Raw genomic sequence first — 24,605 nt, 5'->3', positions numbered from 1 at the left:
CGACCGCCGGTACGGGGCGCTGAAACGGCTCGGCGCCACCGCGCTGCCGGTGTGGGGAATCATCGCCGGCAAGTCGCTGGCGGTGGTGACGGTCGTGTTCTTGCAGGCAATCCTGTTGGGCGCCATAGGCTTTGCGCTGGGCTGGCGCCCGTCGCCGATCGGACTGGCGCTCGGCGCGGCGGTCATCGCGCTGGGCACGGCCGCATTCGCCGCGCTGGGGCTGCTGCTCGGCGGCACCCTCAAGGCCGAGATCGTGCTGGCGCTGGCGAACCTGCTGTGGTTCGTGTTCGCCGGTCTCGGCGCACTGACCCTCGAAGGCGGTCTGGTGCCCTCCGCCCTGCGCTGGGCGGCTCGCCTGACCCCGTCGGGCGCGCTCACCGAATCGCTGACCCAGGCGATGACGCTTTCGGTGGACTGGTTCGGACTGGCCGTCCTGGCGGTGTGGGGTGCGGTGGCCGCGGTGGCGGCCCTGCGCTGGTTCCGGTTCACCTGATCCGGCAGCCGCATACCAGCCCTACTACGGGCTGTAGTTACTGATCCATTACGATCAGGCGGTGCCCGTCGGAAGAGCTTTCCAGCGACTGGTCGATCTGCTGCCCATGCCGAGCCTTCGGGTTCAGCGCCTGATCGCATTCCTGGTCATCCTGACCCAGGGCGGCATCTCGGTCACCGGGGCGATCGTCCGCGTCACCGCATCCGGCCTGGGCTGCCCCACCTGGCCGCAGTGCTTCCCCGGCAGCTTCACCCCCGTGCCGCACGCGGAAGTCGCGGTCGTGCACCAGGTGGTCGAATTCGGCAACCGGATGATCACGTTCCTGGTGGTCCTGACCGCTGCCGCCGCCGTCCTGGCCGTCACCCGAGCGCGACGCCGCCGCGAAGTGCTGATCTACGCCTGGCTGATGCCGGCCTCCACCGTGGTCCAGGCCGTGATCGGCGGCATCACGGTGCTCACCGGGCTGTTGTGGTGGACGGTGGCGATCCACCTGCTCGCCTCCATGGCGATGGTCTGGCTCGCGGTGCTGCTGTTCGTCAAGATCGGCCAGCCCGACACCGGCGCGCCGACGACAGTGGTGCCGAAACCATTGCGGCAGTTGACCGTACTGAGCGCGATCGTCCTGGCCGCGGTCCTGGTGACCGGCACCCTGGTGACCGGCGCCGGCCCCCACGCGGGCGACAAGAGCCTCGACCGCGTGGTGCCGCGACTCCAGGTCGAGATCACCACACTGGTGCACATGCATTCGTCGCTGCTGGTGGCCTATCTGTCACTGGTCGTCGCGCTGGGCTTCGGGCTTGCCGCGGTACGAGCGACCCGCCCCGTCATGCTCCGGCTCGGCGTGCTGGTGGCGCTGGTCTGCGCACAGGGCCTGGTCGGGGTGGTGCAGTTCTACACCAACGTGCCCGCAGCCCTGGTTGCCGTGCACGTCGCCGGCGCGGCTGCCTGCACCGCGGCGACCGCCGCCCTGTGGGCGTCGATGCGTGAGCGGGTACAGCCCGCGAATTAGAGTCCGCGATGCGACAGCGGGCCCAGCCCGAAACGCTGCAGCGCCTTCTCCACACCCACCGCGAACCGCCGCTCGGCATCCTCGCGGACGGACTGATCGAGCTGCCGGAATCCCAGCCCCGGCTCGACCAGCTCCAGCTCCAGCAGTCGCGGATCCCGCGGGCCGCCGATCACGTCGACCCGGGCATACAGCAGATCCTCGGGTTCGATGTCGAACCGCTCGATCACCGCCTCGATTGCCCGGCGGCCGACGTCCCACACCTCGTCGTCGGGATCGGCCGGCGAGAGCGATTCCTCGGCGTAGGTGCCGGTCTCCTCGAACACGGGTGACTGCCCGGCCGGCGGCAGCATCGGGCCCTTGGTGAAGGCGTGCGATTCCTGGCCGCCGAAGAACACCAGCGCCGTCTCCCCGTCGGCGATCCGCGGATCGTAGGGCTGTACCAGCACCGCGCGGCCCGCCTCCTGCAGTGCCGCGGCATGGGCCAGCGCCTGCGATGCGTCGACGAAGCGCTGCGCCCCGGCCGAGCCGGCGCCCACCGCGGGCTTCACCACCACCTCGCCGTCGGGCACCTGGACCCGCTCGCGGACCGCGAAGTATTGCGTCGGCACCACCGGGACCCCCGCGCGCCGCAGATCGCCGAGGTAGCGCTTGTCGGTGTTCCACTCCACGATCCGCGCCGGATTGACCAGGTGCCGGACCGCCCGCGTCCACGACAGGAACTCGTCGAGCCGCTCGGTGTAATCCCAGGTGGCTCGCAGGATCACCAGATCGGCGCTCAGCGTGGCCGGGTCGTCCCACGGCAACCAGCTGGCGTGCAGACCACGGTGTCGCAAGGCCGCCTGCAGGCCGGCGTCGTCACCGTCGCCTTCCGGCAACGCCGGGCAACCGGCCAACACGATGCGGGGATGGAACACATCCGGACGGGCGAGTTTCACCTCCGCGATGATAGGTGTGGATGATGGATGGCGTGTATGCCATCGAAGTTGCCGAGACCGGCGGACCCGAAGTCCTGAGCTACGTCGAGCGGCCAGAGCCTGCCCCCGGGCCCGGCGAGGTGCTGATCAAGGCCGAGGCGATCGGCGTCAACTTCATCGACACGTACTTCCGGTCCGGGCTGTATCCGCGTGACCTGCCGTTCGTCGTCGGGTCCGAGGTGTGCGGCACCGTCGCCGCCGTCGGTGACGACGTGGCCGCGCTGGCCGTCGGCGACCGCNGCGAATTAGAGTCCGCGATGCGACAGCGGGCCCAGCCCGAAACGCTGCAGCGCCTTCTCCACACCCACCGCGAACCGCCGCTCGGCATCCTCGCGGACGGACTGATCGAGCTGCCGGAATCCCAGCCCCGGCTCGACCAGCTCCAGCTCCAGCAGTCGCGGATCCCGCGGGCCGCCGATCACGTCGACCCGGGCATACAGCAGATCCTCGGGTTCGATGTCGAACCGCTCGATCACCGCCTCGATTGCCCGGCGGCCGACGTCCCACACCTCGTCGTCGGGATCGGCCGGCGAGAGCGATTCCTCGGCGTAGGTGCCGGTCTCCTCGAACACGGGTGACTGCCCGGCCGGCGGCAGCATCGGGCCCTTGGTGAAGGCGTGCGATTCCTGGCCGCCGAAGAACACCAGCGCCGTCTCCCCGTCGGCGATCCGCGGATCGTAGGGCTGTACCAGCACCGCGCGGCCCGCCTCCTGCAGTGCCGCGGCATGGGCCAGCGCCTGCGATGCGTCGACGAAGCGCTGCGCCCCGGCCGAGCCGGCGCCCACCGCGGGCTTCACCACCACCTCGCCGTCGGGCACCTGGACCCGCTCGCGGACCGCGAAGTATTGCGTCGGCACCACCGGGACCCCCGCGCGCCGCAGATCGCCGAGGTAGCGCTTGTCGGTGTTCCACTCCACGATCCGCGCCGGATTGACCAGGTGCCGGACCGCCCGCGTCCACGACAGGAACTCGTCGAGCCGCTCGGTGTAATCCCAGGTGGCTCGCAGGATCACCAGATCGGCGCTCAGCGTGGCCGGGTCGTCCCACGGCAACCAGCTGGCGTGCAGACCACGGTGTCGCAAGGCCGCCTGCAGGCCGGCGTCGTCACCGTCGCCTTCCGGCAACGCCGGGCAACCGGCCAACACGATGCGGGGATGGAACACATCCGGACGGGCGAGTTTCACCTCCGCGATGATAGGTGTGGATGATGGATGGCGTGTATGCCATCGAAGTTGCCGAGACCGGCGGACCCGAAGTCCTGAGCTACGTCGAGCGGCCAGAGCCTGCCCCCGGGCCCGGCGAGGTGCTGATCAAGGCCGAGGCGATCGGCGTCAACTTCATCGACACGTACTTCCGGTCCGGGCTGTATCCGCGTGACCTGCCGTTCGTCGTCGGGTCCGAGGTGTGCGGCACCGTCGCCGCCGTCGGTGACGACGTGGCCGCGCTGGCCGTCGGCGACCGCGTGGTGACCGCCAACGCGACCGGCGCCTACGCCGACTACTGCGTCGCCCCAGCGGATTTCGCCGCGTACGTGCCAGACGGTGTGGCTCCCGATGCGATCGCGTCGGCCCTGCTGAAGGGTATGACCGCGCACTACCTGATCAAGTCCACCTATGCGGTGCAGCCCAATGACACGGTGCTGGTGCATGCCGGCGCCGGCGGTGTCGGGCTGATCCTGACCCAGTGGGCCACCAGCATCGGCACCCGGGTGATCACCACCGCGTCGACTCCGGAGAAGGCCGAATTGTCCCGGCAGGCCGGCGCCGTCGAGGTGCTCGACTATCCCGAGGATCCGGCCGAATTCGGGGACCGGATCCGGGAACTCACCGGCGGGGCGGGCGTGGCCGCGGTCTACGACGGGGTCGGCGCGTCGACGTTCGACGCCAGCCTGGCCAGCCTCGCGGTACGAGGCACGCTGGCCCTGTTCGGGGCGGCCAGCGGACCGGTTCCGCCGGTGGATCCGCAGCGGCTCAACAGCGCGGGCTCGGTGTTCCTGACGCGTCCGTCGCTGGTCCACCACACCCGCACACCCGACGAGTTCTCGTGGCGCGCGGGTGAATTGATCAACGCGATCGCCGACGGGTCGATCACCATCACCGTCGGTGGCCGCTACCCGCTGGCCGAGGCCGCCCAAGCCCACACCGACCTGCAGGGGCGCAAGACCGTCGGCTCGGTCGTGCTGGTCCCCTAGACCGGCTCAGCGTTCGCGAGATCATCAATGCGGTCGTTGGACGACGAGAATCACGACGATATTGATGATCTCGGGTAAGCCGTAACTACACCGGCTGCGCGACCGGGAACTTCCAGGACCCGTCGAGGATCTCGGGACGCGGCCGGTAGAGCCGCACCAAGTAGTTCCAGCCCGGCGTGATCGGCAGCAGATTGGCGGCGTTCGCGTCGTCACTGCCGCCGAACTGCACCGTGGTCGACCCGTCGGCATCCTTGACGGCGGTGACGTTGTTCACCGAGTAGGCGTTCTGCGCGTTCGGCGTGAAATAGCCATCTTTGTTGTACACCGTGATGGACCAGAACCCATCCACCGGAACGTCTTTCACCGTCAGCTGATGCACGGTGGCCCCGTCGTTGCGGGCCGGCACCACGGTGAGATACAGCGCGTCGCGCGCCGGGTTGCCGCCCCAGGCGAACGCCGAGCCGATCAGGTGACGAACCGGCTCCACCTCGTACTTGGCCCCGAACATCGACGTGGTGTCGGCCAGGGTGGTGGACAGCGCGATGAGAGCATCGCGGACCGTCTTCTGACTGACCGGATCCCACTGCGGCACCTCGAAGAAACCCGGATCGGCCTGTGACACACCGATCGCGTCCTGCAGCGCATGCACCTCGGCCAGATCGGCCGGGTCGTTCGGATCGACCAGGGTACGAACCGCCGCGATCGCATAGCGGGTGTCTACCGAGTCCCGGCTGAAGGTCACCTCGGCCGGCGCATAGGCGACGTTGGTGGTGTAGTGGTCTTCACTGATGACCTGAAGCGACATGAACCGGCCCGCAGTCTCGGGCAAGGTGATGGTGACCGGTCCGGCGTCCAGATCGAACACCGCCGCGGAGTACAGCGTGTCGCGGTTCTGCCGGATGACGAGCTGATGATCGATCGGGGTCAGCTCCCGGTTGTGGAAGAACTTCCCGAACCCGCCGTCTTGGACGGCGTGGGCGAAATACAGGTCGGATTCAGCGCGCGCGAAGTTGTCCGGACTCACGTGGGCAGTCATGGTGACAACGCTGCCACACCAACGGTGTTGGGGCGGCGGTTCGCCGGTCTAGTGGCCGAAGATCGTCGGCAGCGCCAGCGCCGAGTCGATGGCCAGCGCGCAGAACACCACGGCCAGGTAGTTGTTCGACTGCAGGAACAACCGTAGCGGCTTCACCGGTTCCCCGCGCTTCACCCCGGAGTACAGCTGGTGGGCCATCACCAGGAACCAGGCACCGGCCAGCAGTGCCACGGCGCCGTACAGCCATCCGGTGGCCAGCGCCAGCACCAGTGTGGTCAGCACCGTCAGCCAGGTGTAGATCAGGATCTGGCGGGTGACCTCACGCTCGGTCGCCACGGCGGGCAGCATCGGCACGCCGGCCGCCTTGTAATCGTCCTTGTACCGCATGGCCAGCGCCCAGGTGTGCGGCGGCGTCCAGAAGAAGATGATCAGGAACATCACCAGGGCAGGCCACTGGATGGTGCCGGTCACCGCGGACCAGCCGATCATCACCGGCATGCAACCGGCCGCCCCGCCCCACACCACGTTCTGCGAGGTACGGCGTTTGAGCAGCAACGTGTAGACGAAGACGTAGAACGCGATCGTGGCCACGGCCAGCAATCCGGACAGCAGGTTCGACGTCCACCACAGCCAGCAGAACGCCGTCACCGACAGCACCAGGCCGAAGATCAGCGCGTGCCGGGTCGGCACCGAGGCCTGGGCCAGCGGGCGACGGGCGGTCCGCTTCATCACCTTGTCGATGTCGGCATCGGCCACACAGTTGAGTGTGTTGGCACCTGCGGCCGCCAGCCCGCCACCGATCAGGGTGTTGAGGATCAGCAGCGGGTCAATCGTGCCGCGGTTCGCCAACAACATGGCCGGAATGGTGGTGACCAGCAGCAACTCGATCACACGAGGCTTGGTCAACGCCAAATATGACAGGAAGGTGGATCGTATTCGGCTCGGCGCCCCATGGATGAGCCGGCGCTCGCGAATGCTCACGCAAATAACTCCTCGGGTGGCGTCACGCGGCTTCTACTACACACGATGGTAGACCGCCGCCAGAATGCCTCGGCACCGCAGGGTCCGTTCCGGGCAACTACGGGTAAACGAGCGGGTATCGGTGTGAGAACCAGTCTGCATCGGATGAGTCCGCCCCACTAGGGTGTTTGAGGTAGCAGCATGGCAACTGCGCCGCACGTACCAGCTGATAGAAGACGAGGAAGTGAGCTTAGTGACCACCGCCGAAGAGATCACCGCTCTCACCCAGCCCAACCACCCCGACGATTGGACCGAACTCGACAGCGTCGCGGTCGACACCGTCCGGGTGCTCGCGGCTGATGCGGTGCAGAAGGTCGGCAACGGCCACCCGGGAACAGCGATGAGCCTGGCTCCCCTCGCCTACACCCTGTTCCAGCGGCAGCTGCGCCACGATCCCAGCGACACCCAGTGGATCGGCCGCGACCGGTTCGTGCTGTCCTGCGGGCATTCCAGCCTGACCCTGTACCTGCAGCTCTACCTGGGCGGTTTCGGCCTGGAGCTGGCCGACATCGAGGCGCTGCGGACGTGGGGTTCGCTGACCCCGGGCCACCCCGAGTACCACCACACCAAGGGTGTCGAGATCACCACCGGCCCGCTGGGCCAGGGCCTGGCCTCGGCCGTCGGCATGGCGATGGCGGCGCGCTACGAGCGCGGCCTGTTCGATCCCGACACCGCCCCGGGCGAGAGCCCGTTCGACCACTACATCTACGTGGTGGCCTCTGACGGCGACATCGAGGAGGGCGTCACCAGCGAAGCGTCGTCGCTCGCGGGCACCCAGCAGCTCGGCAACCTCATCGTGTTCTGGGACGACAACAAGATCTCGATCGAGCACAACACCGACATCGCGCTGAGCGAGGACGTGCCCGCGCGCTACCGCGCCTACGGCTGGCACGTGCAGGAAGTCGAGGGTGGCGAGAACGTCGCCGGCATCGAAGAAGCCATCGCCGCGGCCAAGGCCGTCACCGACAAGCCGTCGTTCATCGCGCTGCGCACCATCATCGGCTACCCGGCCCCGAACAAGATGAACACCGGCGGGGTGCACGGTTCGGCGCTCGGCGCCGACGAGGTGGCCGCCACCAAGAAGATCCTCGGGTTCGATCCCGACAAGAGCTTCGAGGTCCGCGACGACGTCATCACCCACACCCGCGAGCTGGTCGGCCGCGGCAAGAAGATGCACGACGAGTGGCAGGTGAGCTTCGACGCCTGGGCCGAGCGTGAGCCCGAGCGCAAGGCACTGCTGGACCGGCTGCAGGCAGGCGAGCTCCCCGAGGGCTGGGACGCCGAGCTGCCGCACTGGGAGGTCGGTTCCAAGCCGGTGGCCACCCGGGCCGCCTCCGGTGCCGTGCTGGCCGCCGTCGGCCAGACCCTGCCCGAGCTGTGGGGTGGCTCCGCCGACCTCGCCGGCAGCAACAACACCACGATCAAGGGCGCGAATTCGTTCGGGCCGCCGTCGATCTCGACCGAGGACTGGAACGCCACCTGGTACGGGCGCACCCTGCACTTCGGCATCCGCGAGCACGCGATGGGCGCGATCCTGTCGGGCATCGTGCTGCACGGCCCGACCCGGCCGTATGGCGGCACCTTCCTGCAGTTCTCGGATTACATGCGGCCGGCCGTGCGTTTGGCCTCGTTGATGAACATCGACCCGATCTACGTGTGGACTCACGATTCGATCGGCCTGGGCGAGGACGGCCCCACCCACCAGCCGATCGAGCATCTGGCCGCGCTGCGCGCCATCCCGAACCTGTCGGTGGTGCGGCCGGGCGACCCGAACGAGACCGCCTACGCGTGGAAGACCGTGCTCGAGCGCACCGCCAGCACCGGCCCCGTCGGGTTGATCCTGACCCGCCAGGGCGTTCCGGTACTCGAAGGCACCAGCGCCGAGGGTGTGGCCCGCGGCGGTTATGTGCTGGGCGGCACCCCTGAAGAGAACCCCGACGTGGTGATCATCGCCACCGGCTCCGAGGTCCAGCTGGCCGTCGCGGCACAGAAGCTGTTGGCGGACAAGGACATCAACGCCAGCGTGGTGTCGATGCCGTGCGTCGAGTGGTTCGAATCGCAGCCGCAGGAGTACCGCGATTCGGTGCTGCCGCCCGCGGTGTCGGCCCGGGTGGCGGTCGAGGCCGCGGTGGCGCAGAGTTGGTACAAGCTGGTCGGCGACACCGGCGAGATCGTCTCGATCGAGCATTACGGTGCCTCCGCCGACGACAAGACGCTGTTCCGTGAGTTCGGCTTCACAGCCGAGGCCGTCGCGGCCGCAGCGGAACGGTCCCTGGACAACTAACCGTCGACTAGCAGGAGAAGGCGAATCATGACTCAGAACCCGAATCTCGCGGCGCTGAGCGCCGCGGGCGTATCTGTCTGGCTCGACGACCTGTCGCGTGATCGGCTGCAGACCGGCAATCTGCAGCAGCTGATCGACACCCGCAGCGTCGTCGGCGTCACGACCAACCCGTCGATCTTCCAGGCCGCGTTGTCGAAGGGCACCGCGTACGACGCCCAGGTGAAGGAACTCGCCGATCGCGGTGACGACGTCGATGCCACCATCCGCACCGTCACCACCGACGACGTCCGCAACGCCTGCGATGTGCTGGCCAAGCAGTACGAGGCCTCCGACGGCGTCGACGGCCGGGTGTCGATCGAGGTCGACCCGCGACTGGCCCACGACACCGACAAGACGATCCTGCAGGCCATCGAGCTCTGGAAGATCGTCGACCGGCCCAATCTGCTGATCAAGATCCCCGCCACCTTGGCCGGGCTGCCCGCGATCACCGCGGTGATCGCCGAGGGCATCTCGGTCAACGTCACCCTGATCTTCTCGGTGGAGCGGCACCGTGCGGTGATGGACGCCTACCTGGCCGGTCTGGAGAAGGCCAAGGAGGCCGGCCACGATCTGTCCAAGATCCATTCGGTCGCATCGTTCTTCGTGTCCCGCGTGGACACCGAGATCGACAACCGGCTGGAGAAGATCGGCTCCGCGGACGCGCTGGCACTGCGCGGCAAGGCCGGCGTGGCCAACTCGCGACTGGCCTACGCGGCCTACGAGGAGGTCTTCGGCGGCGAGCGCTTCGCAGCGCTCAAGGGCGACGGTGCTCGGGTGCAACGCGTGCTGTGGGCGTCCACCGGCGTCAAGAACCCGGACTACTCCGACACCATGTACGTCACCGAGTTGGTCGCACCGAACACGGTGAACACGCTGCCGGAGAAGACGCTGGAAGCCGTCGCCGACCACGGCGAGATCACCGGCAACACCATCTCCGGGACGGCAGCGGCGTCGCAGGAGACCTTCGACAAGCTCAGCGCTGTGGGCATCGACCTGGTCGATGTGTTCAAGGTGCTCGAGGACGAGGGCGTGGAGAAATTCGAAAAGTCGTGGCAGGAACTGCTCGACGCGACACAGGGCCAACTCGACGCCGCCAAGAAATGACCGCCAACGCGAGGAGTCGGGGACACTGATGACGGCCGTCGACACATCCGCGGTATGGCGAAACCCTCTGCGGGACAAGCGCGACAAGCGAATGCCCCGCATCGCGGGGCCGTGCGCGGTGGTGATCTTCGGCGTCACCGGTGACCTGGCCCGCAAGAAGCTGATGCCGGCCATCTACGACCTGGCCAACCGGGGCCTGCTGCCGCCGAGCTTCGCGTTGGTCGGCTTCGCCCGCCGCGACTGGGCGGACGAGGATTTCGGCAAGATCGTCTACGACGCGGTCAAACAGCACGCGCGCACGCCGTTCCGACAGGAAGTGTGGGACCGGCTGGCCGAGGGCTTCCGGTTCGTACAGGGCACCTTCGACGACGAGTCGTGCTTCGAGCGGCTGAAGGACACCCTGCACAAGCTCGACGTGGAACGCGGCACCAGCGGCAATCACGCGTTCTACCTTTCGATTCCGCCGAAGGCCTTCCCCCAGGTCTGCGAGCAGCTGTCGAAGTCCGGGCTCGCGGACAAGCCGGAGGGCAGCTGGAGCCGGGTGGTCATCGAGAAGCCGTTCGGTCACGACCTCAAGAGCGCCGAGGAGCTCAACGGCGTGGTCAACAGCGTGTTCCCGGAGTCGTCGGTGTTCCGCATCGATCACTACCTGGGTAAGGAGACCGTCCAGAACATCCTGGCGCTGCGCTTCGCCAACGAGATGTTCGAGCCGGTGTTGAACTCGCACTACGTCGACAGTGTGCAGATCACCATGGCCGAGGACATCGGGCTCGGCGGGCGCGGCGGTTACTACGACGGCGTCGGCGCGGCCCGCGATGTCATCCAGAACCATCTGCTGCAGCTGCTGGCGCTGACGGCGATGGAGGAACCGGTGAGCTTCTCCCCCGCCGAACTGCAGGCCGAGAAGATCAAGGTGCTCTCCGCGACCCGGCTTGCCGAACCGCTGGACGAGACCACCTCCCGGGGGCAGTACGTCGCCGGCTGGCAGGGCGGGGAGAAGGTCGTCGGACTGTTGGACGAGGAGGGCTTCTCGAAGACCTCCACCACCGAGACGTTCGCGGCCATCACGCTGGACGTGGACACCCGGCGCTGGGCCGGTGTGCCGTTCTACCTGCGCACCGGAAAGCGCTTGGGCCGCAGGGTGACCGAGATCGCCCTGCTGTTCAAGCGTGCGCCGCATCTGCCGTTCGACGCCACGATGACCGACGAGCTCGGCCAGAACGCCCTGGTGATCCGGGTGCAGCCGGACGAGGGCATCACGCTGCGGTTCGGGTCGAAGGTTCCCGGGCACATCATGGAGGTCCGCGATGTCAGCATGGACTTCTCCTACGGCTCGGCGTTCGCCGAGGAGTCGCCGGAGGCCTACGAGCGCCTGATCCTCGACGTGCTGTTGGGTGAGCCTTCGCTGTTCCCGGTCAACGCCGAGGTCGAATTGTCGTGGAAGATCCTCGATCCCGCGCTGGAATACTGGGCCACCCACGGCAAGCCCGATCCGTATGAGTCCGGGACGTGGGGACCCGAATCGTCGTTCGAGATGCTGCGCCGGTCGGGCCGGGAATGGCGGCGGCCGTGATCGTCGAAGGAGCCGAGTCATGATCGTCGATCTGCCCGACACCAATACCGGTGCGATCAACAAGAAGATCGTCGCGATGCGCGAGGAGGGCGGCGCGATCACCCTCGGCCGGGTGCTGACGCTGGTCATCTCCACCGATTCCGAGGCGATGCTCGAGGAGTCGATCGACGCGGCCAACGCGGCCAGCCGTGAGCACCCCTGCCGCGTGATCGTGGTGATTCCCGGGGACCGGCTGACCACCGAGGCCCGGCTGGATGCCCAGCTGCGGGTGGGCCGCGACGCCGGCGCCAATGAGGTCGTGGTGCTGCGATTGTCCGGCCCGCTGGCCAACCACGCCAGCAGCGTGGTGACGCCGTTCCTGCTCCCCGATACGCCGGTGGTGACCTGGTGGCCCGATCTGGCACCCGCGGTTCCCGCACAGGATCCGTTGGGCAAGTTGGCGATTCGCCGGATCACCGATGCCACCAACGGCGCCGATCCGCTGGCCTGCATCAAGAGCAGGCTCAACGGCTATACCGACGGTGACACCGATCTGGCGTGGAGCCGGGTCACCTACTGGCGCGCGTTGCTGGCCGCGGCGATCGATCAACCTCCGCACGAGCCCATCACCTCGGCGCTGGTGTCGGGGTTGAAGGAAGAACCCGCGCTCGACGTCCTGGCCGGCTGGCTGGCCAGCCGGATCGACGGCCCCGTGACCCGCGCGGTCGGCGAGTTGAAGGTGGAACTCACCCGACCCAGCGAGACCGTGACCCTGGCACGTCCCCAGACGGGCGTCACCGCGGTCCTCAGCCGCACCGGAAAACCGGATGCGTTGGTGCCGTTGGCCCGCCGGGAGGCCAAGGAATGCCTGGCCGAGGATCTGCGGCGCCTCGATCCCGACGAAATCTATTACGACGCACTCAAGGGAATCGACAAGGTTCAATACGTATGAGCACAGTGATCGAACGGTATGCCGACACCGACGCCCTGGTTACCGCGGCGGGTGATCGTCTGGTGGCCGCCATCAACTCGGCGATCGCCACCCGGGGCCAGGCGACCATCGTGCTGACCGGCGGCGGCACGGGCATCGGTCTGCTCAAGCGGGTCGGTGAGCGCAGCGGCGAAATCGACTGGGCGAAGGTACATGTCTACTGGGGTGACGAGCGTTTCGTGCCGCAGGGCGACGACGAACGCAATGACAAGCAGGCCCGCGAGGCCCTGCTCGACCACGTCGGCATCTCGGACGTCAACGTGCACGCGATGGCCGCCAGCGACGGCGAGTTCGGCGACGACCTCGATGCGGCGGCCGCCGGGTACGCACAGGTGCTGGCCGCCAATTTCGATGCTCCCGGACCGGAATTCGACGTGCATCTGCTGGGCATGGGCGGCGAGGGACACATCAACTCGCTGTTCCCGGACACTCCGGCGGTGCGCGAGACCAGCCGGCTGGTGATGGGCGTGCCCGACTCCCCCAAACCACCGCCACGGCGAATCACGTTGACACTGCCCGCCGTTCGCAATTCCCGCGAGGTCTGGCTGGTGGTCTCCGGTGAGGCCAAGGCCGATGCGGTCGCCGCCGCGATCGGGGGCGCCGATCCGGTCGACATCCCGGCCGCCGGGGCCATCGGGCGCGAGCGCACGGTGTGGTTGCTCGACGAGGCTGCCGCAAGCAAGCTCTGAGCCCGTCGACTAGTCGTCGGCGACGCCGCCGTGTCGCTCCGGCGCCCGATCGGCCAACGCCTCGGCATAGCCGGCCAGGTACTCGGCCACCTGATGGTCGGAGGTGGCCCGAAGGGGCCCGACGGTGGACCGGCCCGGATGTTCGCAGAATTGCCGCACAACGATTGAGACGCACTGCGTCCGCGTTCGGTTCCCTACCCGCATACTGTTCGGCATGGCAGACAAAGGGGACGGCCGCGCCCGCCCGGCCTCGGGGCGGCAGCGCATCCGGACGTTGACGCAGGCCGCGCTCAATGCCGATATGACGGTGGAGCAGGTCGACACCCTGCTCACCGACCTCAGCAGAACCCTTGTCGACCTCAACCGGTCGACCGGCGGCTTGGATTCCACCCTGGACCGCTTCAACGACACCATCACCCGAATCGACGAGCTCGCGCCCCGGCTGATCGGCGTGGTCGAACGTCTCGAAGCCATCGTGGACCGCGTCGAGGCCATCGTCGGAATCGGCGAGGCGGTGATGTCACCGCTGGCCGCGACGGAGAACGCCATGCGCGGCATGGTCAAGGCGATACGCGACCGCACCCATCTGTAGCGCGGCGGGCCGCCACGGGCGGCTCGGCTACAGTGATGGTCATGGGTATCGGATTCGACCGGGCAGCCGCGCGTGCCTTGCGCGCTGACGTCTCGTTCGCACCCAGTTTGCTGTCATCGATCTGGAACCGGGCCCGCCTGGCGCCGCTGAAGAGGATCTCGGGCTAGCTCTCGCTGCCCATCTGACCCTTCCATCAGCTTCGAGGCGTCATGAAGCCGTCCCTCTACGCCGTTGCGGCGTCGCTCTACCTGACCGAATACACCCTCTACTCCAACTCGTCGTCGGCGGTGCTGCTGAACTCGGCGGTCGCCGAGTACTTCGGCATCCCCTTCTCTGAGGCCTCCTATATCGGCGTCGCCTTCCTTGCCGGCTTCTGTCTGGCATTGCTGCCGGTGGGCCTGCTGTCGCACCGGTACCCGCCGACGGTGGCGTTCTTCGCCAGTTCGGCGGCACTCGCGTTGCTCGGCATCGCCGCCAGCCTCAGTCCAGAGTTCTGGGTGCTGATCGCCGTCCGTTTTCTGCAGGGCATCGCCTCGGCCGTGGCCGCACCGCAGATCTTCCGGATCATCCGGGCGCAGTTCTACCCGGACCATCATTCGGCCGTCCTCGGCACGTGGGGTCTGGTCGTGTCGGCATCGGCATTGTGTTCCCCGCTGATCACGGCTCTGCTCAACGACGTGTGGGGGTGGCGCTCGTTCCCCTACGAGACGGTCGTGACGACCGTGGTCGCGATGGTTCTCCTCGCTGCGGCACCGTCCCGGCCGACCGGTAGCGACGAGCACGCGCCGGCCGGCCGCGCGNCAGATCCGGCCGGGCACCCAATCCTGTTCTGCACCAGAGCCTTTTCGTGGTGTTCGTCGCCGGCATCGCCACCAACGTGTTCACCCTGTCGGTGATCTACTTTCTGCAGCAGGTGCGTGGTGTCGATTCCTACGGTTCGGCGCTGTACCTCGTCCCCATGGCATTCCTCGCAGGGCTGATCCCGGTGCTGAAGTTCGGCAGGCCAGGCGACAACCGCAAGAGCACGCGCCTGGTGTGGATCGGTTCGATGTTTCTCGTCGCGGCGGGGCTCAGCGTCGCCCTGCCGGGACGTCTACTGCTGGTCAGCGCCGCGATCATGGGATGCGCGATGGGATTCCTGTGGAGTTCGCTGGCCGGCAATGTGCTGACCAACTCCGATCAGATCCCGTTCGACTCCAGTCTGTACCACTATCTGCGAGCGTTGGGCGCCGCGATCGGGGTGGCCATCGGCGCCACCATGATCGACGGGCTCGGTGTCGACCTGTTCGGTGGGGTGGGTCTGCTGATGATGGTGGTCGGCCTGGCCGCGACGGTCGCGGCCCGCTCGGCATGGCAGGCAACACGGTTGGTGCCTGCGCGATGAGGCTCACCTATGGCTGGCCTACCGACCAGCTCATCGACGATCCGCGTCTGGCCTACAACAGCATGTCGAAGACGTTCTGCCGCCAGATTTTTGAGAGCCTGCTCGACATCGATCCGGTCAGCGGTGAACTGCTGCCGTGGCTTGCGAGTTCGTGGCACTACCGCGATCCGCTCACCCTCGAACTGACGGTCGACCGAGCCCGGTCGTTCTCCGACGGCAACCCGGTAACACCCGAGGCGGTCGCGGAGTGCTTCACCGAAATCCTTACGCTGAAGGATGTTTCACCGCTGCCGGCCGCCGTGAGCAGGCTGACGGGGCTGGACCGGATCGATACCGACCGCGATACGCTCAGATTCCGGTTCGCCACGCACAACGCGGCGTTCCTGCGGTCGCTTACCAGCGTGAACCTGGCTGTCAGGAGCCGGTCGGGCCTCGGCAGCGGCCGGTGGTGGCGGGTCGATGACGGCCTGACCGACGGGACACGGCGCCTGGCCTTCCGGAAGTCCGACTCCGGCGACCTCTGCCCCGGAGCGGTCCATGGCCATTCCGTCGCCGAGCTGAACAATCCCGGAATCAGTTATGGCCTGTGCCCCAATGCCTCCCGCGGTCGGCTGACCGACCCACGGATCCGGCGGGCGTTGTCGCTGCTGGTCGACCGGCAACGTCTGCAACCACTGCTGGATCGGGCCGGCTACACCGTTGCCTCCTCGGTGCTGACCCCGTCGACGCTCGACTACCGAGACTGCACAACCGATCTCGCCCACGATCCGGCGACCGCCCACCGATTGCTCGACGGCAGGCGGCTGTCGTTCGAGGTGGTGTTCAACAGCACCTTCTCCCCTGTCGACGCCGCAGTTCTCACCGCGGTCGCCGCGCAGTGGGCCGAGCACGGGGTGGAGCTGACCCTGGCCGATGTCGGCTTTCCCGAGCTGCGCACCCGGCAGGAATCCGGTGACTACGACTTCCGGTTCTTCTACTTCACCGGAAGCGACCCAGACGCCCTGCGGTATCAGTTTTCCGTGTCGCAACGAAACATGAACCGCCGCAGCGAACCCGACGACCTCGATGCGCTGCTCGAGTCCCAGCTCCACTGCGCCGACCCCGCCGCCCGCCGCGACGTGGTGCACGACATCCAACGCCAGATCGTCGACCGCGGCCTGTGGCTTCCGCTCTGCAATGTCCGCACCACCACCAGCTATCGGCCCGACGTGCTCCCCGAGGTTTACCTCGATGCCGAGGCCTTGGCTCGAATCCCCTGAACCCGAGAGGAACCCCATGGATATCGCCATCGTCGGCGCGGGCCTCGGCGGCCTGGCCACGGCCGTCGCGCTGCGGCAGCACGGCCACCGTCCCGTCCTGTTCGACAAGCCCCGCGAACTCGGCGAGGTCGGTGGCCCGCTCGGCATCTCCCCACCGACGCTGCGCCTGTTCGACGAGTGGAAGATCATCGACACGTTCGACGAGATCTCCTCGGCCACCCGGTACTTCGAAAACCGGGATCAGCTGGGTCGGCTGGAGAAGGTCACCGATTACGCCGCGGCACCCGAGCCCGGCGGCGAGCACGGCAGGTTCGGCTACGCCGATGCCGAGGTCTCACCCCGAACGGTACACCGCGCCGATCTGCACCGACTGCTCGTGACGACCGTCGGCGCCGAGAATGTGCGGTTGCGACATCGGCTGGACACGATCACCGAGCGTGATGATCATGTCGAACTCACCTTCACCAACGGCGAGGCGGTCCGGGCCGGTCTGGTCATCGCGGCCGACGGGCTGCGCTCCACCGTACGAAAGATGTTCAGCAGCGACGCCATCCACTACTGCGGGTCGGTGATCTTCCGGGCCGTCAGCCCGGCCGAATGCCTCGACGGCACCAATGACCGTCTGCAGTCATGGCATTCGGCCGACTACGCCAAGCACGTCATCTCCATGCCGGTCCGGGCCGGACGGCAGGTCGCCGTCGACGCCACCCTCGGAGTGGACGAGCCGCCGCTGCACCTCTGGTCGGCGCGGGCCGATCTGGAGGCCCTGGCCGCCCAATTCGACGCGTTCGATCCGGTGGTGCCGCGCATGCTGCGCGCCGCGACCAGCCCGGTGTACATGCACCCGGTGTACGACCGGGATCCGATCGACCGGTGGACCACCGCGCGGGTCGCGCTGCTCGGCGACGCGGCGCACCCGATGACCCCGTTCGGCGGCCAGGGCGCCAATCAGGCACTGCAGGACGCGGCCGAACTGGCCACGCAGATCGCCGGGGTTAACGATGGCGACCACACCGCGGCGTTGCAGCGATATCAGCGGATCCGGACCGAGCAGACCGCCGAGATCCAAAGAGCCGCACGCAGTTATGCCGACCGGCGGGCCACGGTGTCGCTGCGCCTCGCCGACATCCTGGTGGACTAGGCACCTACCGGTCAGCCACTGTTGCGCAGCGCGGTGGCCAGGCCGCTCATGGTGAGCAGGATTCCGCGCTGCACCCGTTCGTCGGTGTCGCCGGCACGGTATCTGCGCAGCAGTTCTACCTGCAGGTGGTTGAGCGGTTCCAAATACGGGAAGCGATTGAACACCGATCGGGCCAGGGCCGGGTTGTCGGCCAGCAGATCGTCCTGACCGGTGATGCGTTTGTACATGACGATCGTGCGATCGTGCTCGGCGACGATCTTGTCGAATACCCTGGCCCGCAGTGCGGCATCGTCGACCAGCTCTGAGTATCGCGAAGCCAGGCCCATGTCCGATTTCGCCAGCACCTGCGCCATGTTCGACAGCACCGTACGGAAGAAGGGCCAGCGCTCGTAGAGGTCTTGCAACACCACGAGCCGGCTCTCGTCCTCGCCGATCCACTGCTGAAATGCCGTGCCCGTGCCGTACCAGCCCGGCAGCATCACCCGGGACTGGCTCCAGGCCAGCACCCAGGGGATCGCCCTAAGATCCGCGATCGAGGTCGTCGGTTTCCGTGAGGTCGGGCGACTGCCGATGTTCAGTGCGCCGATCTCACCGACCGGTGTCGAAGCCTTGAAGTACTCGACGAATCCCGGTGTCTCGTGGACCAATTCGGCGTATGCGCGCTGGGCCAGGACGGCAAGCTCGTCGAGCACCCGATAGGCCGGCTCGGCATCGTCACCGAGTCCTTCGACGTCCAGGAGGGTGGACTCCAGTGTGGCGGCCACGAGTGTCTCCAGATTGCGGTGTGCGATCCGCGGCTCGGCGTACTTCGCCGCGATCACCTCACCCTGCTCGGTGATCCGCAGGGAACCCTTCACCGCGCCGGGCGGCTGCGCCAGGATCGCGTCGTAGCTGGGCCCGCCGCCGCGGCCCACGGTGCCGCCGCGGCCGTGGAACAGGCGCAACCGAATGCCGGTCTTGCGTGCTGCCTCGACCAGGTCGAGTTCGGCCCGGTACAGCGCCCAGTTCGCGGCCAGATAGCCGCCGTCCTTGTTGGAATCGGAGTATCCCAACATCACTTCCTGATGCCGGCCGCGCGCGCTGACGATGCTGCGGTACACCGGCAGCGCGAGCGCCTCCTGCAAGATCGACGAGCCTCGCTGCAGATCGTCGATGGTTTCGAACAGCGGCACGACACCGACCGGCGCGTACACCTCACCGCCGTGAGCCGCCCCCGAAACGTCGAGCAACCCGGCCTCTTTGAGCAGGATCGCCGCCTCGAGAAGATCGGATACCGACTGGCACATCGAGATGATGTAGTTGGGCACGGCGTCCGGACCGAAGACGCGTACCGCGCGCGCCGCGGCTCCGACGATGTCGAGTTCCTTGCGGGCCAGCTCGGAAAGCTCGGCACCCGCACCGATCAACGGTCGCCGCGTGGAGATCTCGGCCGCGAGCACCTCGACCCGCTGCGGCTCCGGCAGGGAACGGTAGTCGGGATACACTCCGGCCCAGGCCAACAGCTCGGCGACCACCTCTTCGTGGACCTCCGAGTTCTGCCGCATGTCCAGGCCGCAAAGATGAAATCCGAAGACCCGCACCGCTTCTCGGAGCCGGGCCAACCGGTCGTCGGCCAGCACCGCGCTACCGTTGGCGCGCAGCGAGGCGTCCACGGTGTCGAGGTCGGCCAGGAACTCCCCCGGCGTCCGATAGCCGTCTAGACCCAGGTCCAGGTCGTGTTCGGGTTGCTCGTCGAGAATCTCGCGCCCGGTGGCCGTCAGCCGGGCATGGATCACGCGCAGGGCCCGGCGGTAGGGTTCGTCGGCCCGCGCCGGCTCGTGACAGGCGTCGGCCAGCGCGGTCAGTCCGTCACTGATCCGGACCAGCCGTACCGACATCGAGAGTTCTTCTTCCAGCGCGGTGATCTCGGCGAAATAGTGTGCGAAAGCCACGTACGCGGCCCGCCCGGTGGCCAGCCGCACCACCGTCGCATCGACATTGGGGTTGCCGTCCCGGTCCCCGCCGATCCAGCTGCCCGGGCGCAGGATCGGCTGCTCCAACAGGTGTGCCCCGGGCCAGCGAGCCTCCAGCGCTGTCCGGAGCTCGGCGTTGACCTGCGGAATCACTTCGAAGAAGGCGGCGGGGTAATACCGGAGGCCCGTTTCGATCTCGTCGGAGATCTTCAATCGCGACAACCGGACCAGCGCGGTCTGCCACAGCGTGAGGATGTGGCGGCGCAACTCGACCTCGATGTCGCGGCCGTCGGCGGTACGGGTCTGCCCGTGCAGCCGCAACCGCATCAGTTCGGTGATCCGGTGCTGGGTGTCGAAGACGGTTCGGCGCCTGGTTTCGGTGGGGTGGGCGGTGATCACCGGCGCGACGAGGGCTCCGCTCAGCGCATCGGCCACCGACGCCGAGTTCAGCTCGGCGGCCGCGATCGCCTGGTCCAACTTGAGGTACGTCGCGGCGAGGCTGCTGTCCTGCGGCGGTTCACCGGCCGCCACGTGCACCGCGCGGCGCCGCTCACGGTGGATGTCCTCGGCCACGTTGGCCAGCAGGGCGAAATGGGTGAAGGCCCGGATCACGGGTATGGCCTGGCTGATGTCGATACCGGAGAACAACTCGGCCAGTTCGGCCCGGTCGATCTCCGATCGGCGCACCCGGAAGGATTCCACCCTGGCCCGCTCGACCAGATCGAACACCTCTGCGCCGTTCTGCTCGCGCACGGTATCGCCGAGGATGGCACCGAGCAGCCTGATGTCTTCGCGCATCGGCTCGGTGGCCTCACGGCCTACCGGGGTGCGCTGAACCGCACCGATCGGGTCGAGGGCGGCGTCGGGACCGTCAGCCATGTGTCTCAGTATCGGCTCCGGCCGGATGCCGCGCACGGCGGCATCAGCTGTTCCCGAGTTTGACCGGGCAACAACCGCGCGAGCGATTCGCGCAAATGCCACATCTCGGCGCGACGGCGGCGGACCATCAGTAGGTCAGCTGTTCCCAGCAAACTCGGGAGGTCATCATGGCCGCAATCTGCTTCTCCCGACGCCCCGGATGGCGCCGACTGGCACAGGGCGCCGCCCTGAGTGCGGCGTTGGGTCTCGGCGTGCTGGGTACACCGGCGCCGGCGACCGCGGCTCCGGATGACGGCAGTTGGGATATCGAGGCCTACGACGAATGCATGAAGAAGACGGTCCGAAATGCCGACCTGTGTTGCATCGAGTCCGGGGGCACGCCCACCTCAGATCCCAACGACACCCAGGCGGACGGTTCGCCGAACTGCTATGCACCTCCGGCGGAGGGCGCGAGCGCCGAACAGGGCACCGCACCGCTGCCACCGCGAGGAATCATCGATGCTCCGGTGATCGCCCCATCGGAGGTGGCCCCGGCCCCGGACGGGCAGCGACCGATGCCGACGCTCATCGCGCCGGGCTAGAAACCAGGGCGAGGGTTAGCCGTACTTGATCAGCAGCGCGACGCCGACGATCGAGACGAGCCAGATGCCGGTCACGAACAGTGTGAGCCGGTCGAGGTTCTTCTCGACCACGGTCGAGCCGGACAGGCTGGACTGCACACCGCCACCGAACAGGGTGGACAGACCGCCACCTTTGGCACGATGCAGCAGCACCAAGAGCACGACCAGCACGCTGGTCACGACCAGAGTGATCTGCAGAGCCAATTCCATGGCTGTAAGACTACCTGGTCAGCTCGGCTCGCCCCGGGCCTGGGTCAGGGCAGCGGCCCGCCGGCGGCGATGGCCGACAGGGTGGCGAACTGCTCACCGTCGAGCGACGCCCCGCCGACCAGTGCCCCGTCCACGTCGCCCTGCGCGACGATCTCGCCGACGTTCTTGGCGTTGACCGACCCTCCGTAGAGCACGCGCACACCGGCGGCCAGCTCCGGCGAGGACAGGTTGCCCAATTCGGCCCGGATCGCCTTGCAGACCTCCTGGGCGTCGGCCGCGCTGGCCACCCGGCCGGTGCCGATCGCCCACACCGGCTCATAGGCGATCACCGCCTTGCCGATCTGTTCCTTGGACAACCCGGCCAGCGAACCGCGCAGCGAGTTCACGTTGTACTCGACGTGGTCGCCCGACTCACGCACCTCGAGCTGCTCGCCGATGCAGATGATCGGGGTGATGCCGTGCTTGAACGCCGCGGCGGCCTTGGCGGCCACCACTTCGTCGGTCTCGCCGTGATAGGTGCGCCGTTCGGAGTGGCCGACCACGACGAAACTGCACCCCAGCTTGGCCAGGAACGCCCCGCTGATCTCACCGGTGTAGGCGCCCGAATCGTGCTTGGACACGTCCTGGGCTCCGTAGGTGAGCCGCAACTTGTCTCCGTCGACCAGGGTCTGCACGCTGCGCAGGTCGGTGAACGGCGGGATTACCGTCACATCCACCTTGTCGAAGTACTTGTCCGGCAAGGCAAATGCGATCTTCTGCACCAGCGCGATGGCCTCGAAGTGGTTGAGGTTCATCTTCCAGTTGCCGGCAATCAACGGCTTGCGTGCGGCTTTCGGCATGTGTCAGGACTCCAGTACTTCGATCCCGGGGAGGGCCTTGCCCTCGAGGTATTCCAGCGACGCTCCGCCGCCGGTCGAGATGTGCGAGAAGCCGTCCTCGGCCAGGCCGAGCTGGCGGACCGCCGCCGCCGAGTCGCCGCCACCGACGACACTGAACGCGCCCTTCTCGGTGGCACCGATGATCGCCTCGGCCACCCCCTTGGTGCCCGCGGAGAACGCCGGGAACTCGAATACGCCCATCGGGCCGTTCCAGAACACGGTTCTGGCGTTGGACAGCAGTGCGGTGAACCGTTTGACCGACTCCGGGCCGATGTCCAGGCCCATCTTGCCGTCGGGAATCCGGTCGGAGGCCACGGTCTCCGGCTCGGCGTCGGCGGCGAACTTGTCGGCCACCACGATGTCGACCGGCAGGTGGATGACATCGGCGTAGGTGTCCAGCAACCGCTTGCAGGTGTCCAGCATCTCCTCCTGCAACAGCGAGGTTCCGACCGAAACACCCTGTGCGGCAAGGAAGGTGAAACACATACCGCCACCGATGATGAGGCTGTCCGCCTTGGTGGCCAGGTTCTCGATGACTGCGAGCTTGTCGGACACCTTGGATCCGCCGAGCACCACCGCGTAGGGGCGCTCGGTCGAGCTGGTCAGCTGTTCGAGCACCTTGACCTCGGCATCCACCAGGGTGCCTGCGTAGTGCGGCAGCAGGGTGGCGACGTCGTAGACCGAAGCCTGCTTGCGGTGCACGACGCCGAAGCCGTCGGAGACGAAGGCACCCGGCGAGCCGTCGGCCCCTTCGACCAGCGCGGCGAGGGCCTTGGCCAGCGCCAGCCTCTCGGCGTCGTCCTTGCTGGTCTCCCGCGGGTCGAAGCGAATGTTCTCCAGCAGCAACACGTCGCCGTCGGTCAGGCCCTCGGCACGGGCCAACGCGTCGGTACCGACCACATCGCCGGCCAGCTGCACGTGCCGACCCAGCCTCTCCCCCAGCGCCGCGGCGACCGGCGCCAGCGACAGCTTCGGGTCCGGGGCGCCCTTGGGGCGGCCCAGGTGTGCGGTGACCACGACCTTCGCGCCGGCCTCGGCCAGCGCCTTCAGCGTCGGGACCGAGGCGATGATCCGGCCCGGGTCGCCGATGTTGCCGTCGTCGATAGGAACGTTCAGATCTGAGCGCACGAGTACGCCCCGACCTTCGACGCCGTCAGCCAACAGGTCGGTGAGTGTTTTGACTGGCATGGGGACTACAGAGACCTTCCGACGAGGGCGACCAGATCAGCGAGGCGGTTGGAGTAGCCCCACTCGTTGTCGTACCAGGAAACCACCTTGGCCTGGTTGTCGATGACCTTGGTCAGGCCGGCATCGTACAGCGAGCTGTGCGGATCGGTGACGATGTCGCTCGACACGATCGGCGCGTCGTAGTACTTCATGATGCCCTTGAGCGGGCCCTCGGCGGCGGCCTTGTACGCGGCGTTGATGTCCTCGACCGAGGCCGACTTGGACAACTCGGCGGTCAGGTCGGTGACCGAACCGGTGGGGACCGGCACCCGCAGCGCGTAGCCGTCCAACTTGCCCTTCAGCTCCGGGAGCACCAGGCCGATCGCCTTGGCCGCACCGGTGGAGGTGGGAACGATGTTGATCGCGGCGGCGCGGGCGCGGCGCAGATCCTTGTGGGGACCGTCCTGCAGATTCTGGTCCTGGGTGTAGGCGTGGATGGTGGTCATCAGGCCCTTGACGATGCCGAACTCGTCGTTCAGCACCTTGGCCAGCGGGCCGAGGCAGTTGGTGGTGCAAGAAGCGTTGGAAATGATGTTCTGGCTGCCGTCGTACTTGTCGTCGTTGACGCCCAGCACGATGGTGATGTCCTCGTCGGTGGCCGGCGCGGAGATGATCACCTTCTTGGCACCGGCCTCCAGGTGACCCTGGGCCTTGTCGCGCTTGGTGAAGATGCCGGTCGACTCGACGACCACGTCGACACCGAGATCGCCCCAGGGCAGGGCGGCGGGCCCCTCCTTGATCGCAAGTGCCTTGATCTTGGTGTCGCCGACGACGATGGTGTCGTCGCCCTCGAGGCTGACGTCCTGGGGCAGGCGGCCCAGGATCGAGTCGAACTTCAGCAGGTGGGCCAGGGTGGCGTTGTCGGTGAGATCGTTGACCGCCACGATCTCGATGTCGGAGTTCTTGCCTTCGGCCTTCTGGGTCGCAAGCGCCCGGTAGAAGTTGCGCCCGATGCGGCCGAAGCCGTTAACGCCTACCCGGATAGTCACGTCATTCTCCTACTCGTCGACGGAAAACTGCCGCACACTCTCTCGCCGCCAGCCTAGTGGTGAACAACCCTTACTGCGCGGTCCGGTCAGTG

24 protein-coding genes and 1 pseudogene are annotated in these 24,605 nt (G+C 67.5%); 15 read left to right on the top strand and 10 right to left on the bottom strand.

Going from position 1 to position 24,605, the window contains the following annotated elements:
* Positions 1-493 (top strand): ABC transporter permease (locus tag BN4332_RS03605; protein WP_160110800.1); only part of this gene is annotated, 493 nt, incomplete at its 5' end.
* A gap of 61 nt (positions 494-554) precedes the next feature.
* Positions 555-1,502: a COX15/CtaA family protein gene (locus BN4332_RS03600; protein ID WP_066897212.1), complete on the top strand. Its 948-nt coding sequence runs from the start codon at positions 555-557 to the stop codon at positions 1,500-1,502.
* On the opposite strand, the gene BN4332_RS03595 is transcribed toward BN4332_RS03600, so the two are convergent.
* A complete protein-coding gene (locus tag BN4332_RS03595) occupies positions 1,499-2,437 on the bottom strand; it encodes an ATP-grasp domain-containing protein (protein WP_066897211.1) in 939 nt (312 codons plus the stop codon). The two genes, BN4332_RS03600 and BN4332_RS03595, sit on opposite strands and share 4 nt — an antisense overlap.
* A 32-nt stretch (positions 2,438-2,469) precedes the next feature.
* Here BN4332_RS03595 and BN4332_RS35335 point away from each other — a divergent pair.
* Positions 2,470-2,814 (top strand): annotated as a pseudogene (locus BN4332_RS35335) (alcohol dehydrogenase catalytic domain-containing protein); the annotation flags it as partial.
* On the opposite strand, the gene BN4332_RS03585 reads toward BN4332_RS35335, so the two are convergent.
* On the bottom strand, positions 2,722-3,660 hold the full coding sequence (locus BN4332_RS03585; protein WP_066897211.1) for an ATP-grasp domain-containing protein: 939 nt from the start codon (positions 3,658-3,660) through the stop codon (positions 2,722-2,724). The pseudogene BN4332_RS35335 and the gene BN4332_RS03585 sit on opposite strands and share 93 nt — an antisense overlap.
* A gap of 32 nt (positions 3,661-3,692) precedes the next feature.
* On the opposite strand from BN4332_RS03585, the gene BN4332_RS03580 reads away from it, so the two are divergent.
* The gene (locus BN4332_RS03580) at positions 3,693-4,667 is read left to right on the top strand and encodes a quinone oxidoreductase family protein (RefSeq protein ID WP_066897217.1); all 975 of its coding nucleotides are present in this window, start codon (positions 3,693-3,695) and stop codon (positions 4,665-4,667) included.
* Positions 4,668-4,752: 85 nt separating this feature from the next.
* Here BN4332_RS03580 and BN4332_RS03575 read toward each other — a convergent pair whose 3' ends face one another.
* Together BN4332_RS03575 and BN4332_RS03570 are read right to left on the bottom strand one after the other, a co-directional pair.
* Positions 4,753-5,691: a DUF1254 domain-containing protein gene (locus tag BN4332_RS03575; RefSeq protein ID WP_200820367.1), complete on the bottom strand. Its 939-nt coding sequence runs from the start codon at positions 5,689-5,691 to the stop codon at positions 4,753-4,755.
* A gap of 60 nt (positions 5,692-5,751) precedes the next feature.
* Positions 5,752-6,684, bottom strand: coding sequence for a heme o synthase (locus BN4332_RS03570; protein WP_066897209.1), 933 nt, complete (start codon positions 6,682-6,684; stop codon positions 5,752-5,754).
* A gap of 232 nt (positions 6,685-6,916) precedes the next feature.
* Here BN4332_RS03570 and tkt point away from each other — a divergent pair, with 232 nt between their 5' ends.
* The 5 genes from tkt to pgl are packed head-to-tail and all read left to right on the top strand — an operon-like array spanning position 6,917 to position 13,382.
* A complete protein-coding gene (gene tkt, locus BN4332_RS03565; RefSeq protein WP_066897208.1) occupies positions 6,917-9,007 on the top strand; it encodes a transketolase in 2,091 nt (696 codons plus the stop codon).
* 27 nt (positions 9,008-9,034) lie between these two features.
* Positions 9,035-10,150: a transaldolase gene (gene tal / locus BN4332_RS03560; RefSeq protein ID WP_066897207.1), complete on the top strand. Its 1,116-nt coding sequence runs from the start codon at positions 9,035-9,037 to the stop codon at positions 10,148-10,150.
* A gap of 28 nt (positions 10,151-10,178) precedes the next feature.
* On the top strand, positions 10,179-11,723 hold the full coding sequence (gene zwf, locus BN4332_RS03555) for a glucose-6-phosphate dehydrogenase (RefSeq protein WP_066897206.1): 1,545 nt from the start codon (positions 10,179-10,181) through the stop codon (positions 11,721-11,723).
* Between the two features lie 19 nt (positions 11,724-11,742).
* A complete protein-coding gene (gene opcA, locus BN4332_RS03550; RefSeq protein ID WP_066897205.1) occupies positions 11,743-12,654 on the top strand; it encodes a glucose-6-phosphate dehydrogenase assembly protein OpcA in 912 nt (303 codons plus the stop codon).
* Positions 12,651-13,382: a 6-phosphogluconolactonase gene (gene pgl, locus BN4332_RS03545; RefSeq protein WP_066897204.1), complete on the top strand. Its 732-nt coding sequence runs from the start codon at positions 12,651-12,653 to the stop codon at positions 13,380-13,382. Before opcA ends, pgl begins: the two co-directional genes overlap by 4 nt.
* Positions 13,383-13,391: 9 nt before the next feature.
* On the opposite strand, the gene BN4332_RS33125 is transcribed toward pgl, so the two are convergent.
* Entirely contained in the window at positions 13,392-13,541 is a 150-nt protein-coding gene (locus BN4332_RS33125) for a hypothetical protein (RefSeq protein ID WP_160110799.1), read from the bottom strand.
* Positions 13,542-13,596: 55 nt separating this feature from the next.
* Here BN4332_RS33125 and BN4332_RS03540 point away from each other — a divergent pair, with 55 nt between their 5' ends.
* The 5 genes from BN4332_RS03540 to BN4332_RS03525 all read left to right on the top strand — a co-directional run bounded on the left by BN4332_RS03540 (position 13,597) and on the right by BN4332_RS03525 (position 17,758).
* A complete protein-coding gene (locus BN4332_RS03540; RefSeq protein ID WP_066897203.1) occupies positions 13,597-13,974 on the top strand; it encodes an ATPase in 378 nt (125 codons plus the stop codon).
* Between the two features lie 209 nt (positions 13,975-14,183).
* Complete coding sequence (locus BN4332_RS03535) at positions 14,184-14,870, top strand: MFS transporter (RefSeq protein ID WP_066897202.1); 687 nt, start codon at positions 14,184-14,186, stop codon at positions 14,868-14,870.
* The gene (locus BN4332_RS33120; RefSeq protein WP_066897201.1) at positions 14,825-15,358 is read left to right on the top strand and encodes an MFS transporter; all 534 of its coding nucleotides are present in this window, start codon (positions 14,825-14,827) and stop codon (positions 15,356-15,358) included. The genes BN4332_RS03535 and BN4332_RS33120 overlap by 46 nt, the downstream gene beginning before the upstream one ends.
* Positions 15,355-16,617 (top strand): ABC transporter substrate-binding protein, encoded by a 1,263-nt coding sequence (locus BN4332_RS03530; RefSeq protein WP_066897200.1) that lies wholly within the window; start codon positions 15,355-15,357, stop codon positions 16,615-16,617. The genes BN4332_RS33120 and BN4332_RS03530 overlap by 4 nt, the downstream gene beginning before the upstream one ends.
* Positions 16,618-16,633: 16 nt before the next feature.
* The gene (locus BN4332_RS03525; protein WP_066897199.1) at positions 16,634-17,758 is read left to right on the top strand and encodes an FAD-dependent oxidoreductase; all 1,125 of its coding nucleotides are present in this window, start codon (positions 16,634-16,636) and stop codon (positions 17,756-17,758) included.
* Positions 17,759-17,769: 11 nt separating this feature from the next.
* On the opposite strand, the gene ppc is transcribed toward BN4332_RS03525, so the two are convergent.
* On the bottom strand, positions 17,770-20,589 hold the full coding sequence (ppc, locus tag BN4332_RS03520; protein ID WP_066897198.1) for a phosphoenolpyruvate carboxylase: 2,820 nt from the start codon (positions 20,587-20,589) through the stop codon (positions 17,770-17,772).
* Between the two features lie 167 nt (positions 20,590-20,756).
* Between ppc and BN4332_RS03515 the strand changes: the two genes are divergently transcribed.
* Positions 20,757-21,170, top strand: a complete 414-nt coding sequence (locus tag BN4332_RS03515) for a hypothetical protein (RefSeq protein ID WP_096866819.1) — start codon at positions 20,757-20,759, stop codon at positions 21,168-21,170.
* 15 nt (positions 21,171-21,185) lie between these two features.
* Here BN4332_RS03515 and secG read toward each other — a convergent pair whose 3' ends face one another.
* Genes secG through gap form a run of 4 tightly spaced genes read right to left on the bottom strand, consistent with a single transcriptional unit; the run spans position 21,186 to position 24,513 of the window.
* Complete coding sequence (secG, locus tag BN4332_RS03510; RefSeq protein ID WP_003880837.1) at positions 21,186-21,419, bottom strand: preprotein translocase subunit SecG; 234 nt, start codon at positions 21,417-21,419, stop codon at positions 21,186-21,188.
* A 44-nt stretch (positions 21,420-21,463) separates the two neighbouring features.
* Positions 21,464-22,258: a triose-phosphate isomerase gene (gene tpiA, locus BN4332_RS03505; protein WP_066897196.1), complete on the bottom strand. Its 795-nt coding sequence runs from the start codon at positions 22,256-22,258 to the stop codon at positions 21,464-21,466.
* A 3-nt stretch (positions 22,259-22,261) separates the two neighbouring features.
* Positions 22,262-23,485, bottom strand: coding sequence for a phosphoglycerate kinase (locus BN4332_RS03500; RefSeq protein ID WP_066897195.1), 1,224 nt, complete (start codon positions 23,483-23,485; stop codon positions 22,262-22,264).
* A 5-nt stretch (positions 23,486-23,490) separates the two neighbouring features.
* Positions 23,491-24,513 carry a type I glyceraldehyde-3-phosphate dehydrogenase gene (gap, locus tag BN4332_RS03495; RefSeq protein WP_066897194.1) on the bottom strand — a complete coding sequence of 341 codons (1,023 nt, stop codon included), beginning with the start codon at positions 24,511-24,513 and terminating at the stop codon, positions 23,491-23,493.
* Between the last annotated feature and the right edge of the window lie 92 nt (positions 24,514-24,605).

It is taken from the genome of Mycolicibacterium houstonense (assembly GCF_900078665.2).
Classification (GTDB): domain Bacteria; phylum Actinomycetota; class Actinomycetes; order Mycobacteriales; family Mycobacteriaceae; genus Mycobacterium; species Mycobacterium houstonense.
Note: the sequence above shows the minus strand (reverse complement) of the source record. Positions and strands in the feature narration are given on the sequence as shown.

What these genes read in the sequence shown, in the direction of transcription:
- tal (WP_066897207.1), top strand. Translation starts at nt 9,035, where the DNA reads ATGACTCAGAACCCGAATCTCGCGGCGCTGAGCGCCGCGGGCGTATCT.
- zwf (WP_066897206.1), top strand. Translation starts at nt 10,179, where the DNA reads ATGACGGCCGTCGACACATCCGCGGTATGGCGAAACCCTCTGCGGGAC.
- opcA (WP_066897205.1), top strand. Translation starts at nt 11,743, where the DNA reads ATGATCGTCGATCTGCCCGACACCAATACCGGTGCGATCAACAAGAAG.
- pgl (WP_066897204.1), top strand. Translation starts at nt 12,651, where the DNA reads ATGAGCACAGTGATCGAACGGTATGCCGACACCGACGCCCTGGTTACC.
- BN4332_RS03540 (WP_066897203.1), top strand. Translation starts at nt 13,597, where the DNA reads ATGGCAGACAAAGGGGACGGCCGCGCCCGCCCGGCCTCGGGGCGGCAG.
- BN4332_RS03530 (WP_066897200.1), top strand. Translation starts at nt 15,355, where the DNA reads ATGAGGCTCACCTATGGCTGGCCTACCGACCAGCTCATCGACGATCCG.
- BN4332_RS03525 (WP_066897199.1), top strand. Translation starts at nt 16,634, where the DNA reads ATGGATATCGCCATCGTCGGCGCGGGCCTCGGCGGCCTGGCCACGGCC.
- ppc (WP_066897198.1), bottom strand. Translation starts at nt 20,589, where the DNA reads ATGGCTGACGGTCCCGACGCCGCCCTCGACCCGATCGGTGCGGTTCAG.
- BN4332_RS03515 (WP_096866819.1), top strand. Translation starts at nt 20,757, where the DNA reads ATGGCCGCAATCTGCTTCTCCCGACGCCCCGGATGGCGCCGACTGGCA.
- secG (WP_003880837.1), bottom strand. Translation starts at nt 21,419, where the DNA reads ATGGAATTGGCTCTGCAGATCACTCTGGTCGTGACCAGCGTGCTGGTC.
- tpiA (WP_066897196.1), bottom strand. Translation starts at nt 22,258, where the DNA reads ATGCCGAAAGCCGCACGCAAGCCGTTGATTGCCGGCAACTGGAAGATG.
- BN4332_RS03500 (WP_066897195.1), bottom strand. Translation starts at nt 23,485, where the DNA reads ATGCCAGTCAAAACACTCACCGACCTGTTGGCTGACGGCGTCGAAGGT.